At 71.9% G+C, this 12680-nt stretch carries 11 protein-coding genes; 3 read left to right on the forward strand and 8 right to left on the reverse strand.

What is annotated here, in order from left to right:
* Positions 1-23: 23 nt before the first annotated feature.
* The 6 genes from ACSTA4_RS04835 to ACSTA4_RS04860 form a co-directional block, all read right to left on the reverse strand.
* Positions 24-1142 (reverse strand): hypothetical protein, encoded by a 1119-nt coding sequence (locus ACSTA4_RS04835; RefSeq protein WP_444962554.1) that lies wholly within the window; start codon positions 1140-1142, stop codon positions 24-26.
* A gap of 75 nt (positions 1143-1217) precedes the next feature.
* Complete coding sequence (gene cydC, locus ACSTA4_RS04840) at positions 1218-2984, reverse strand: thiol reductant ABC exporter subunit CydC (protein WP_444962555.1); 1767 nt, start codon at positions 2982-2984, stop codon at positions 1218-1220.
* The gene (gene cydD / locus ACSTA4_RS04845) at positions 2981-4774 is read right to left on the reverse strand and encodes a thiol reductant ABC exporter subunit CydD (protein WP_444962556.1); all 1794 of its coding nucleotides are present in this window, start codon (positions 4772-4774) and stop codon (positions 2981-2983) included. Before cydD ends, cydC begins: the two co-directional genes overlap by 4 nt.
* Before the next feature lie 228 nt (positions 4775-5002).
* Positions 5003-6055, reverse strand: coding sequence for a cytochrome d ubiquinol oxidase subunit II (cydB, locus tag ACSTA4_RS04850; RefSeq protein WP_444962557.1), 1053 nt, complete (start codon positions 6053-6055; stop codon positions 5003-5005).
* 12 nt (positions 6056-6067) lie between these two features.
* Positions 6068-7513 carry a cytochrome ubiquinol oxidase subunit I gene (locus tag ACSTA4_RS04855; RefSeq protein ID WP_248773617.1) on the reverse strand — a complete coding sequence of 482 codons (1446 nt, stop codon included), beginning with the start codon at positions 7511-7513 and terminating at the stop codon, positions 6068-6070.
* A gap of 391 nt (positions 7514-7904) precedes the next feature.
* Positions 7905-8636, reverse strand: a complete 732-nt coding sequence (locus ACSTA4_RS04860; RefSeq protein ID WP_444962558.1) for a DUF305 domain-containing protein — start codon at positions 8634-8636, stop codon at positions 7905-7907.
* A gap of 89 nt (positions 8637-8725) precedes the next feature.
* Here ACSTA4_RS04860 and ACSTA4_RS04865 point away from each other — a divergent pair, with 89 nt between their 5' ends.
* Complete coding sequence (locus ACSTA4_RS04865) at positions 8726-9532, forward strand: DUF3105 domain-containing protein (RefSeq protein ID WP_444962559.1); 807 nt, start codon at positions 8726-8728, stop codon at positions 9530-9532.
* A 300-nt stretch (positions 9533-9832) separates the two neighbouring features.
* On the opposite strand, the gene ACSTA4_RS04870 is transcribed toward ACSTA4_RS04865, so the two are convergent.
* The gene (locus ACSTA4_RS04870; RefSeq protein WP_444962560.1) at positions 9833-10300 is read right to left on the reverse strand and encodes a DUF3515 domain-containing protein; all 468 of its coding nucleotides are present in this window, start codon (positions 10298-10300) and stop codon (positions 9833-9835) included.
* Between the two features lie 30 nt (positions 10301-10330).
* Positions 10331-10564 (reverse strand): Lrp/AsnC family transcriptional regulator, encoded by a 234-nt coding sequence (locus ACSTA4_RS04875; protein ID WP_013151260.1) that lies wholly within the window; start codon positions 10562-10564, stop codon positions 10331-10333.
* Positions 10565-10694: 130 nt separating this feature from the next.
* On the opposite strand from ACSTA4_RS04875, the gene ACSTA4_RS04880 reads away from it, so the two are divergent.
* Complete coding sequence (locus ACSTA4_RS04880) at positions 10695-11687, forward strand: thiamine-phosphate kinase (RefSeq protein WP_444962561.1); 993 nt, start codon at positions 10695-10697, stop codon at positions 11685-11687.
* Positions 11688-11941: 254 nt separating this feature from the next.
* Entirely contained in the window at positions 11942-12607 is a 666-nt protein-coding gene (locus ACSTA4_RS04885; protein ID WP_444962562.1) for a cellulose binding domain-containing protein, read from the forward strand.
* Positions 12608-12680: the final 73 nt, after the last annotated feature.

Consider the following 12680-nt stretch of genomic DNA (forward strand, 5'->3'; position numbering starts at 1 on the left):
TGTCAGATCCGGGGCTGAGGCTCTCAAGTCGAGTCATGCACGAGGAGGCCGTTGGCGAAGAGATTGTGTGTACCCGTGGTGATCGCATAGCGGCTTGACGTACGCCAAGCAGACCTCTTGCTCTGGACGTTGCTCTCAACCTGTTCCACCAACTGGGGTACAAGCTGTGGCCTGAACTGCCTCTCCCCAGTTGGCGGCAGCCAGCCGTTGTGGCCGCGATAGCGTCCCGGAAGCTTTCGTTGCATCACAGGAGGGACATAAGGAGCGACGAGCAGGAACAGGCATTCCGCGGCGGCACTGTTGAGACGGATCGTGAGGTATCCCCGACCGTCTCGCATGAGTGTCCCCGCGATGCCGAGTCTGCGTAGCCCCTTCAGGAGTACGCGGCAGTCATCCTCGTCGAAACCGCAGGTGGAAAGCGTTGCCCGATCCTCCTGCCCTTCTGTATGGCAGAGCGATCCGTCATCCATGTACCAGAACGCCAGAGCGAGCGGATCGAGGTAGTCAGCGATCCAGGGAGTGACCCTTTTCTTTCCACTTGCGGTCATTTCCCCGAAGCATTCCGCAACGCTCGGGTGGAAGGTTGAGCGTGCGGTGATAATGGTTGATCCGTAGCCGCTGGTCAACGTTCGTGTGGTGGTGCTGGCGAGATCTCCGAGAGCCCGAAGGGTCCATCGGACGTATTCCTCGTCGGCCTGCCGATGTCCCCACACGACGGACGCGCTCCCGGACCGGGCCTTGTGGAGGTGTCCGTCGCCGAGGAGTTTCCCCAGCAGTACGGAGCGTTGGCAGGGGGTCAGGTCGTGTTCGCTGCGCAGCAGTGTGACTCGCTGGCTGGGTGAGTACTCTCCAACCGGTGTGTAGGTGTCCGGACCTGGGGACCAGACGCGGTGCTCGGGACTGGATATCAGGGAGAAGAAGGAACTTCCGCGTCCCGCCCGCAACCGCCTTCCCGAGAGTTTTGTCCAGGAAGCTCCTGGTCCTGCGCAGTGCACTTCGGACACCTGGGTCGAGACGACGCGAATGCCACGGTCGGTGCCGAGTACTTCGTCACCATTTTCTACTTGGGCAAGGCGCTTTCTTGTGCCGTCCGCCATGGATATCCGTGTTTCGCTGTGTAAACCGCCGTGCTTCTCCGTCATGCCTCTCCTGGCGCTGTTGGCTCCTTGGGGAGAAGGTAGCGAATATGTGTTCGATGGGAGGCGGTTTCACGAGACTCAGTCCGCGCTGACGTCGCGGTACCAGCCCTCCCGCCGGGACAGCTCCTCGTGCGTGCCCTGCTGGATCACCCGGCCGTCGCGCACCACGTAGATCCGGTCCACGCGGTCCAGGCCCGTCATGTCGTGCGTGACCAACAGGGTGGAGTACCCCTCGGCCGCGGCCAGCAGGTCCTCCACCACCGCGTCGCGCGTGTCCGGGTCCAGGTGGGCGGTCGGCTCGTCCAGCACCAGCACCCGGGGCGCCGCCAGCAGGGCGCGGGCCAGCGCCAGCCGCTGCACCATCCCGCCGCTCAGGCCCAGGCCGTGCGTGCCCACCACCGTGTCCAGCCCCCGGGGAGTCGCCGCCACCTCGTCGGCCAGCCGCGCGCGCCGCAGCGCCTCCCACAGCTCGTCGTCCTCCGCGCCCGGCCGGGCCAGCCGCAGGTTCTCCCGCAGCGTCGAGGCGAACACGTGCGGGTCCTGCGGCACCCCCGACACCACCCCGCGCACCTCGTCGGCCGGGTAGGACGTGACGTCCTCCCCGCCGATCTCCACCAGGCCGCCGTCCGGGTCGCGGAACCGCAGCAGCACCGACGCCAGGGTGCTCTTGCCCGCGCCGCTGGGGCCGATCACCGCCACCGTCCACCCGGCGGGGATCTCCAGGTCCACCCCGTCCAGCGCCCACGGTTCCCCGGGGCCGTAGCGCACCCGCAGGTCCCGTACCCGCACCGTGGCGTCCCCGTCCGGGTCCAAGCCCGTGCGGGTGGGCGCGGCCACCGCGGGCGGGGTGTCCAGGACCCCGAACAGCCTGACGCCGCTCGCCCGGATCGCCCCCAGCCTGGCCGCCACGGCGGGCAACGGTGCCACGATCTCGAACGCCGCCAGCGTCACCAGCACCAGCACCGCCAGCGACACCGCGTCCAGTGTTCCGCCCGCCACGGCGGCCACACCCAGGAACAGCGCGCCCCACACGGTCAGCCCGGTGATCAGCGCGCTCGCCCCGGCGCCCAGCCCCAGGATCGCGGAGTCCCTGCGCGCCAGCCGGGTCAGCTCCTCGTCGGCCGCGTACACCCGGGCCACCTGCTGGTCCATGGCGCCGTAGGCGACCAGGTCGGGGGCCCCGTGCAGGGTGTCCACCAGGGCCGTCGACAGCTCCCCGCGCGCTCTGGCCTGGCGCCTGCCCGGTTCCCGGCCCAGCGCGGCCGCGGCCAGCGGCACCGCCAGCCCCGCCAACAGCAGACCCGCCGCCAGCAGCAGCCCGCCCGGGACGTACAGCGCGGTCAGGACCAGCACCGTGGCGCCGCCCGTCACCACCGAGACCAGCGGCGGCGTCAGGCCGCGCACCAGCAGGTCCAGGGTGGCCTCGGTGTCGTTGACCAGCCGGGACACCAGGTCGCCGGACCGGAAGCGGCCGAACGGCTCGGTCCTGGCGAGCCGCTCGTACACCCGCACCCTGACCTCGGCCAGCGTGCGGAACGCGGCGTCGTGGGTGACCAGCCGCTCCAGGTAGCGGGCCACCCCGCGGCCCACGCCCAGCGCGCGGGTGGCGACCACGGCCACGCCCAGAGCGGTGATGGGCGGGTGGTCGGCGGCGGTGGCCAGCATCCACGCGGCCACGCCCAGCAGGGCCACGGCCGCGCCGGTCGCGGCGGCGCCCAGCAGCACGCCGAGCGCGAAGCGGCCCCCGCGGGGCCGGGCCAGGGCCGTCATCCGCAGCAGCGGGTCGCGGCGGCGTTCGCGCTCGGGTACCCGGAGCGTGTCGGGGGCGGTGGTGTCGGAGCTCATCGCGACACGCTCCCTTCCTGGGTCGGCAGCGGCAGCGGCAGCGACGCGGTCCGCAGGGTGTCCCCGAGGACGCCGCGCGCCCAGCCGGTGTCGTGGGCGACGATGACGGCGGTCCGGCCCTCCAGGAGCCGGGCGACGGCCGTGCGCACCGCCGCGGCGCTCTCCGGGTCCAGGTGGGCGGTGGGCTCGTCCAGCAGGACGAGCGGGGCGTCCCGGCACAGCGCCCGCGCCAGTGCGATCCGCTGCCTCTGCCCGGCCGACAGGCGGGCGCCGCGCTCGCCGAGCCGGGTGTCGTAGCCGTCGGGGAGGGCGCGGACGAACGCGTCGGCCTCGGCCAGCCGGGCCGCCTCGCGGACCCGCTCCATGGAGGCGGCCGGTGCGCCCAGGCGGATGTTGTCGGCCACGGACACGTCGAACAGGTAGGGGTTCTGGGGGACCCAGGCGGTGCCGAGGCGCCAGTCGTCGGCGTCGATCCCGTCCAGGGGCTCCCACCGCCCGCCGGGCGCGCGCACGCTGACGCGCCCGCGGGTGGGATCGTTCAGCCGCAGCAGCAGCGACAGCAGGGTGGACTTGCCCGCCCCGCTGGGGCCGGTGAGCAGCAGGTGCTCCCCGGCCGCCACCTCCAGGTCCAGTCCGGACAGGGCGGGCACGTCCCGTCCGGGGTAGAGCAGTTCCACGTCCTCGAAGCGGATGTCGCCCCCGGCGGCGGGCGCGGGTCGGCCGGTCGCCGGGGGAGGGGCGCAGGAGCCGCCGGCCCCCGTCGCCGGGGCCTTCGCGGTGTCGCCGGAGGCGGCGGTCCCGATCCGCGCCGCTTCGCGTCCGCGCTCCAGCTCGGTGAACACCTGCTCGGCGGCGGACACGCCCTCCATGCTCGCGTGGAACCGGGCGCCCACCTCCCGCAGCGGCAGGTAGGCCTCCGGCGCCAGGATCAGCACCAGCAGCGCCGTCTGGTAGTCCATGTGGCCGCCCAGCAGGCGCAGGCCCACCTCCACCGCGACCAGCGCCACCGCCAGGGTGGACAGCAGCTCCAGCGCGAACGCCGACAGGAAGGCGATCCGCAGCGTTCCCATCGTCGCCCGCCGGTGGTCCTCGCCCACCCGGCGCAGGATCTCGGCCTGCGCCTTGGCCCGGCGGAACACGGCCAGGGTCGGCAGCCCCTCCACCACGTCCAGGAAGTGTCCGCCCAGTCGGCTCAGCAGCTTCCACTGCCGGTCGGTGCGCTGCTGGGTGTGCATGCCGATCAGCGCCATGAACACCGGGATCAGCGGCACCGTCACCAGGATGACGATCCCCGAGATCCAGTCGGCCCAGAACACCACCGCCAGCACGGCGAGCGGCACGATCGCGGCCAGGACCAGCTGGGGCAGGTAGCGGGCGAAGTAGTCGTCGAGCGCGTCAAGGCCCCGGGTGGCCAGGGTGACCAGCTCGCCCGCCTTGGGCGAGCCTCGCTCGCTGCCCGGTTCCGCGGCCCACACCCTGCCCGACCCGGTCACGTGCGCCACCAGGCGGCGGCGCAGCTGCGACTTGGTGCGCGCTGCGCTGTGCAGCGCGGAGGTCTCGGCCACGTAGGACAGCAGGGCCCGGACCACGGCGACGGCCGCGACCGCGCCGACCACCCAGCCCAGGGTGTCCAGCCCCTCGCCCCGCCAGGCGCCGGTGACGGCGCGGGCCAGCAGCCAGGCCTGGACCAGGATCAGGCCGGTGATGAGCACTCCGCTGGCCACGGAGACGGCCAGGTGCGCGCGTACCGCGCTTGCGGTGCGCACCAGGCGCGGGTCAAGGGGTTTCATGGGCGCGGGACCTCACGACGTCGTTCGGGTCGGGTGCACGGCTGGCCCGGAGTGGCTGGGGCCTTCACGGTGGCACGGTGGCGCCCCGGTCGGCCGGAGCGGGCGCGACGGCCCCAGTATCCACCCGGTGCGCCTCGCGGACCGGCCGACCCCGCGGGCCATCCCCCGCGGGCGGGGCGGCCGGAAGCCCCCCGGGCGGGTGTGCGCCCGGGAGGCTGCGCGGCGCGGTCAGGCGGCGGGTTCGGGGTTCCTGCCCCCGTGGTCGGTGCGGGTGACGGTCGCCCCCGTCACGGTCTCGCCGGTCACCCTCCTGCGGAACACCCAGTAGCTCCACCCCTGGTAGAGGAGCACGAGCGGCAGGAACACCACCGCCACCCACGACATCACGGTCAGCGTGTACTCGGCGGAGGAGGCGTTCGCGACGGTCAGGCTGAACGCGGGGTCGGTGGTGGAGGGCAGCACGTTCGGGAACAGCGCGGTGAACAGGGCGGCGAACGCGGTCAGGATGGTCACCGCCGTGCAGGCGAACGACCACCCCTCGCGGCGCCGCCAGGCCGCCGCGACCCCGCCGGCCAGGGCGGCGGCGGAGAGGGCGACGAGCGGCAGGGTCGCGGTCCCGTCGCCGTGGGCGAGCTGGGTCCAGGCCAGGAAGAGCGAGACCAGCGGGACCGCGGCGCACGCGGACCACAGGGCGGCCCGGCGCGCACGGGTCCGCACCGGCCCGTCGGTCTTCAGGGTCAGGAAGATCGCCCCGTGCAGGGTGAACAGCGACAGCGTGGTCAGCCCGCCGAGCAGGGCGTAGGGGTTGAGCAGGTCGGCCACCGAGGAGGTGACCACCTGGTCGGAGCCCATGGCCACGCCCCGGACGACGTTGGCGAAGACCACGCCCCACAGGAAGGCGGGCGCGGTGCTGCCCGCGAAGATCGCCCGGTCCCACCAGGCGCGCCACACAGAGCTGTCGCGCTTGCCCCGGTACTCGAACGCCACACCGCGCAGGATCAGCGCGACGAGGATGAGGAACACCGGTGCGTAGAACCCGCTGAGCAGGGAGGCGTACCAGGCGGGGAAGGCGGCGAAGGTCGCGCCGACCGCGGTGATCAGCCACACCTCGTTGGCGTCCCAGACCGGCCCGATCGCGTTGATGGCGACCCGGCGGTCGACGGAGTCGCGCCTGCCCATGAAGGGCATGAGCGTGCCCACCCCGAAGTCGAACCCCTCCAGGACGAAGTACCCGATCCACAGGACCGAGATGGCGATGAACCAGATGACGGCCAGTTCCATGGTCCTTGGCTCCTAGTAGCTGAAGTGCGGGATCTTGGACTCGTCCTCGTCGTCCTCCAGGTCGGGGACGAGGTGGGAGGGTCCGGCCTTGACGTACTTCAGGAGCAGGCCGACCTCGACGACGAAGAGCACCCCGTACACCGCGGTGAACCCGGCCAGGCTCGCCGCGACGGCCCCCAGGCTCACCCCGGGGGAGACGCTGGCCGCGGTGAGCAGCTCGCCGTGCACGGTCCAGGGCTGGCGGCCCATCTCGGTGAGCACCCAGCCGAAGATGTTGGCGGCCAGCGCCGCGGGCAGCGCGAGCATGGCCGCGTAGTAGAACCACTTGCTGGTCGGGGTGCGCTCCCTGCCCCAGGTGAGCAGGAGGCCGAGCGCGGCCACCGCCACCCCGAACATGCCCAGGCCCATCATCAGGCGGAAGGACCAGTACACGACGAACACGTTGGGGGTGTAGTCCCCGGGGCCGTAGTACTCGTCGTAGGCCTCCTCCAGGTTGTTCATCCCGTGCACCTCGCCGTCGAACTGACCGGTGGCGAGGAAGCTGAGCACGTTGGGGATGGTGATGTCGATGGGGTTGTAGCGCTCCTCGGTGTCGCCGACGGCCAGGGCGGAGAAGGCCGCGCCCTCCTCGGTCTCCCACAGGGCCTCGGCGGCGGCGAGCTTCATCGGCTCGTACTCGGCGGCGAGCTTGGCCTGGTGGTCGCCGGAGAAGACCACCAGGGCGCCGGCGACCAGGGTGAAGACCAGGCCGACCTTGAGCGTGCCGCGGAACAGGGCGAAGTCCTTCCGGGGCGGGACCACCCCGGGGGTGCCGGTGTCGTTGTGGTGGCTGTTGCGCCAGAGCTTGTAGGCGCTGACCGCCACGACGAACAGCCCGGCGGTGATGAAGGCGGCCGAGACGGTGTGCAGGTAGGTGGACCAGGCCTGGTCGTTGCTGAGCACGGCCCAGATGTCGGTGAGCTCGGCGCGCCCGTTCTCCTCGTTGACCGTGTAGCCCACGGGGTGCCGCATCCAGGCGTTGGCGGCGAGGATGAAGTACGCCGAGAGGTTGGTGCCGATGGCGACCGCCCAGATGCAGGCCAGGTGGACGCCCCGGGGCAGCCGGTGCCAGCCGAAGATCCACAGCCCGATGAAGGTGGACTCCAGGAAGAAGGCGAGCAGGGCCTCCATGGCCAGCGGGGCGCCGAAGACGTCGCCGACGAAGCGGGAGTACTCGCTCCAGTTCATGCCGAACTGGAACTCCTGCACGATGCCGGTGACCACGCCCATGGCGAAGTTGATGAGGAAGAGCTTGCCGAAGAACTGGGTGGCCTGTAGGTACTCGTGCCTGCCGGTGCGGTACCAGAGGGTCTGGAGCACGGCCACGATGAACGACAGACCGATGGTCAGGGGTACGAACAGGAAGTGGTAGATCGTGGTGACACCGAACTGCCACCTCGCGAGTTCAAGGGCTTCCATACCCGCCTCTCCAAGTACCGACCGCCGGTAGTACTACAGATCGTAGTTCTACAGCGCGTCGTAGATCCAGCGGGTCCCGCCGAAAACGGTGTTCCGTGCGTCTCCCCGGTGGGTGTGCGGGCTCTCCGGGGTGCGTCGGGGAAGGCCGCCGACGGGCCTCCACCGCTGTCACCTGCGGAAAAGCCGCCGGGGAGGGAGGGGAGCGGCCGCGCGGGGAGCCGCCGTGTGCGTTCGGACACACGAGGGCCAGGGCGCGGACGGCCCCGGGCGGAGACGGTCCCGGGCGGGGGCGGCCCGGAACACGCGACACCCCGGCGTGAAAGGGCGCCGGACACGGCGACGGCGGCCCACCCGCGGGCGGGCCGCCGTCGCCGTGTGCGCGAACGCGGGGTCAGTCGCCGGAGGCGCCGTCCCGGCGCTGGTCGATCATGCCCTCCATCAGGTCGATCTCCTTGAGCTGGGAGTCGGCCATCCCCTGGGCGAAGTTGGTGACCAGGTCCTCCTGACCCAGCTCCACCTCCGCCTCGGCCATCTCGACGCCGCCCTGGTGGTGGGCGACCATCAGCTCCAGGAAGAGGAGTTCGGCCTCCTCACCCGTGGCCTCCTCCAGGGAGACCATCTCCTCCGAGGAGGCCAGCCCCGGCATCGTGTCGGGGACCTCGCCGCCCTCGCCGCCGTGGTCGTGGCCCTCCATCCAGGCCATCGGCTCCTGCACGCCGCGCGCGTTGAGGTCCCAGGCCATCAGCCACCCCTGCATGATCCCGATCTGGGCCTGCTGGGTGCGGGCGATGTCGGTGGCCACCGTGCGCAGCTCGGGGTCCTCGGTCCTCTCCAGGATGAGCATCGACATGTCCACGGCCTGGGCGTGGTGCGCGCTCATGTCGCGCAGGAACCCGGCGTCGGCGCCGGTGTCCAGCGGGTAGGACGGGCGTCCCAGCAGGTAGCCCCCGCCCAGGGCCAGTACGACGAGGATCACAGCGATCCACGTCGGTACCGAGCGCCAGGAGGCCCGTGAGGGGGTCTCCTCGTCCGCCGCCCCGTCCTCCCACGGGGGTCCGTCGTCGTCCGGGACATCGCCGACGTGGTCGGCGGTCCCGGCCGCGGGACCGTTTTTCTGTTCCATAGGAACCATCCTGGTCGAATCGCCCAACTCTGGTGCCAAAGTAGAGGATAGGTAAGTCCCTAATGTCACCATCCATCCCAGGAGACCCAGTGGCCAAGAAGAAGACGGCGGAGGAGCGTCGCCGCCGCGCCGCCGAGCTGAAGGCGCAACGCCTCAAAGAGGAACGCCGCCGCAAAATCCTTACCACCACCGGTATCACGACCGCTGTGGTCCTGGTCGTGGGTCTGATCGGTTTCCTCGTCTTCATGGAGTTCCGCAGCCGCACGATCTCGGGGGTGGAGGAGTACGAGGTCGGCTCCTACGTCCACGTGGACACCGGACAGCGCGTCAACTACGAGCAGAACCCGCCCGTGGGCGGCGACCACTGGAACGCCTGGCAGAACTGCGGCGTCTACACCGAGCCGGTGACCCACGAGTTCGCGGTGCACTCCCTGGAGCACGGCGCGGTGTGGATCAACTACCGGCCCGACCTGCCCGAGGACCAGGTTCAGGCGCTGACCGACATGTACAGTTCCGGCGACTACCTGGTGATCAGCCCCTACGCGGGTGAGCTGGACGCGCCGATCGTCGCCTCCAGCTGGGGGCGCCAGATCACCGCCGAGAGCGCCGACGACGAGAACCTCCAGCGCTTCGTGCGGCTCTACGAGCGCGGCACCGACGTTCCCGAGCCGGGCGCCGCCTGCTCCGGTGGCGTGGCCGAGAACGCCGAGGAGGTCGACGCCATGCTCGGCAGCGGCGCCGGCGTGGACGCCGAGACCATGGAGGGCCCCGAGGGCGGAGACGCCGGAGCCGAGGAGGGCACTGAGGAGGGCGCCGGGGACGAGGCGTCCGACGCCCCCTCCGAGGCCGCCGGGGACGAGCCGTCCGCGGAGGAGTCGGCCGGGGCGGAGAACTGACGGGACTTTCCACCGTCACCGTGACCCCGTGACGACCGACGTGGGGCCGTCAGCGTCCGCTGGCGGCCCCACGCGCGTGTCGTCCACGGGTCACACAGGCTGTCCACAGACTGCAAGAGCCTCTGGTGGGCGCGAGCCGCGCGGGCTTAGCGTGGTAAAGGGGGAGGCCGCGCCTCCGCCCGCTTCGGCATGCTCGCCGAACCCCAGCACAGGGACGGCACCCGGTCACCGGAGTGCCCCCTCAGCGCGGGCGCGGTCTTCGCCAGCACGGGTGTGGTCCCCGTCAGTGCGGGCGCCGTGTCACAGCTCCCCCTCGGGAAGCGCGGGGACGTGTTCGACGATCAGGTCGCTGACCGTGGACAGCGCGGCGGCGGGGGCGCCGTGGGCGGCCGGGACCGACAGCTCCACGTAGGCCTCGTGGCCGATCGCCGTGTACATGGTGGGGGCGTCCTCCGGCTGCGGCAACCACGGGACACCGTTGACCTCCTGAAGGTAGGAGGTGCTGGTCAGCGTCACCGGGCGCTCCACCCCGCAGCGCAGTCCGATGGGCGGGTCGCCCCAGGCGGCCGTCAGCTCCGAGTCGGGCCGCACCTGTGCCCGCTCCGCTCCCAGCAGGGTGTCGGGGAGCGCCGCGACGAGGTCGGCGCAGATCCCGGCGGTCGCCGCGTCCGGCTCGGGCGGCTGCATCCGCACGGTCTGCGCGCCGCATCCCGTCGCCACCAGGGCCAGGGCCGCGACCACACCGGCGTACGCGAACCGACTCAGCACAGCAGACCCCGCTCCGGACGACGCGATGCGTCAGATGTTGACGATGGGACAGGTGAGAGTCCGGGCGATGCCGTCCAACCGCTGGATCCTGGCCACCACGAGGGTGCCCAGCGAATCGATGTCTTCGGCGCTGGCCTGGACGATGACATCGTAGGGCCCGGTCACGTCGTGGGCCTTCTCGACCCCCTCGATGCCCCGGATGCGCCCCGCCACCTCGGCTGCCTGACCGACCTCGGTCTGGATCAGGATGTATGCCTGCACCATGAGTACTCCTTCGTGTCGCCGGTCGGAGCGGCGAGCGGTTCACGGCCGAGCCAGGGTGCGGCCGATGACGGACGGATGACAAGCGTGGGTCCGGACCACCGCGCCGGAGCGTCACCGTACCCTGATCCCTGTGCGGAACACCATTGGGGGTCTTGGTGAGTTCGCTCTGATCGCACGCGTGACGAGCCAATTCCCCACCACGGACGATGTAATCCTCGGACCCGGGGACGACGCGGCCGTCGTCGCGTCCCCCGACGGCCGGACGGTCGCGACCACCGACCTGCTGGTCGAGGGCCGCCACTTCCGACGCGAGTGGTCCACCGCCCGTGACGTGGGGCACCGGGCCGTCGCGCAGAACTTCGCCGACGTCGCCGCCATGGGCGCCCGCCCCACCGGCCTGCTCATCGGCTTCGCCGCGCCCGCCGACCTCCCGGTGTCCTGGGCGGAGGAGTTCACCGCCGGGGTCCGCGACGAGTGCGCGGTCGCGGGCGGCGCCGTCGTGGGCGGGGACATGGTCGGCTCGGACACCCTCACCATCGCGGTCACCGCGCTCGGCGACCTCCAGGGACGGGCGCCGGTCCGCCGCGACGGCGCCCGCCCCGGCGACGTGGTCGCCTACACCGGCCACCTGGGGCTGTCGGCCGCGGGGCTCGCCCTGCTGGAGAAGGGGATCGACGGCCCGGCCGAGTGCCTGTCCGAGCACCGCAGGCCCAGCCCGCCCTACGCCCTCGGGGCGGAGGCGGCCCGGCTCGGTGCCACGGCCATGCTCGACGTCAGCGACGGCCTCGCCCAGGACCTCGGACACGTCTGCCGGGCCAGCGGGGTGCGCATCGACCTGGAGGGGGAGGCGCTGCGCCCCGAGCCCGCGCTCGTCGAGGCGGTCCGCGTCCTGGGAGCCGGAGCCGACACGGCCGAGCGGGCCGCGCGCGACCTGATGGTCGCCGGGGGAGAGGACCACGCCCTCGCCGCCGTGTTCCCGCCGCACACCGTTCTGCCCGCTCACTGGACCAGAGTGGGAACCGTTGCGCGAACAACAGGTGAAACCGCGGCGGAAAACACAATTCCGGTCACTGTCGACGGGCGGGTTCCACCTCGCGGAGGATGGGATCATTTCCGGCGCTGAGGCGCCCGATGGGATTTGTCCTGTTTAACTCTCGCGCTAGGCTTTGCCAACGCGGCCTTTCCGGGCGCGGCACCCGCCCCGTGGGACGCCGCGGCCCCAGGAGGTCCCCGGGAGCGACCGGCGGTCGGAGCAGGAAGCCACGGCTTCGCCGCTGTCCCCGCGCCGGACGGGGCGAACACGGCGGAGGGCGACGAGGGAGGGACCGGGAACCGGAGCTCTCGGTGGAGGGCGCTGGCAACGTCGAGGGGCGGTTTATGGGGCGGCATGGCTGGCGGAACGGCAACCGCCGGGGTGTGCACCGCAGCGAGCCGGAGGACGTCGGCGTGCTGCGGCGGCTCGGCGGCCTCATCGAGAGCACGGTCCCCAAACGCGTCGAACCCCCGCGGCTGCTCAACGTGCTCGTCGTCTCCGGCGTGATCCTCGGCCTGCTCCTGTTCGGGTACAGCACCACCCAGATCTACCTCCAGTTCGGCGGTACCCCCGGCGCGACCGAGGCCCCCGGAACCCAGGACGGGGTCCAGCCCACGCACGACGCCTCGCCCGGGACCGACACCGAGGAGCCCGCGGCCGAGGGCGGGGGAACGCAGGGGCCGCAGACCCAGGCGGGTTCGGAGCCGACCACGGTCGTCTACCGAATCACGGACTCCACGGCGGCCGGTTTCAGCGGCCACGTCACCGTCACCAACACCTCGCGGTCCAGCCTGGACGGCTGGGAGCTGGCCCTGGCCTTCGACTCCGCCGAGGTCACGCACGTCAACGGCGCGGACTGGGCGAGGATCGAGGACGGCATCCTGGCCCGCCGGCCCGCCGACCAGGGCAGCCTGGAGCCCGGCGACTCGGTGGCGCTCACCTTCGAGGCGACCGGCGTGCCGCAGAGCCCGATCCGCTGCTCCCTCAACGGGCACGTCTGCGAACTGTGAACCGGGGGCGCGGGACGTCTCCGGGTCCGCCGGGGCGGGCCCCGGCCGCCGAAAGGCCCCCTACAAAGGGCGA

Source organism: Nocardiopsis sp. M1B1 (genome assembly GCF_052466615.1).

What these genes read in the sequence shown, in the direction of transcription:
- ACSTA4_RS04875 (WP_013151260.1), bottom strand. Translation starts at nt 10,564, where the DNA reads ATGGTGCAGGCATACATCCTGATCCAGACCGAGGTCGGTCAGGCAGCC.
- cydB (WP_444962557.1), bottom strand. Translation starts at nt 6,055, where the DNA reads ATGGAACTGGCCGTCATCTGGTTCATCGCCATCTCGGTCCTGTGGATC.
- cydD (WP_444962556.1), bottom strand. Translation starts at nt 4,774, where the DNA reads ATGAAACCCCTTGACCCGCGCCTGGTGCGCACCGCAAGCGCGGTACGC.
- ACSTA4_RS04885 (WP_444962562.1), top strand. Translation starts at nt 11,942, where the DNA reads ATGGGGCGGCATGGCTGGCGGAACGGCAACCGCCGGGGTGTGCACCGC.
- cydC (WP_444962555.1), bottom strand. Translation starts at nt 2,984, where the DNA reads ATGAGCTCCGACACCACCGCCCCCGACACGCTCCGGGTACCCGAGCGC.
- ACSTA4_RS04860 (WP_444962558.1), bottom strand. Translation starts at nt 8,636, where the DNA reads ATGGAACAGAAAAACGGTCCCGCGGCCGGGACCGCCGACCACGTCGGC.
- ACSTA4_RS04835 (WP_444962554.1), bottom strand. Translation starts at nt 1,142, where the DNA reads ATGACGGAGAAGCACGGCGGTTTACACAGCGAAACACGGATATCCATG.
- ACSTA4_RS04855 (WP_248773617.1), bottom strand. Translation starts at nt 7,513, where the DNA reads ATGGAAGCCCTTGAACTCGCGAGGTGGCAGTTCGGTGTCACCACGATC.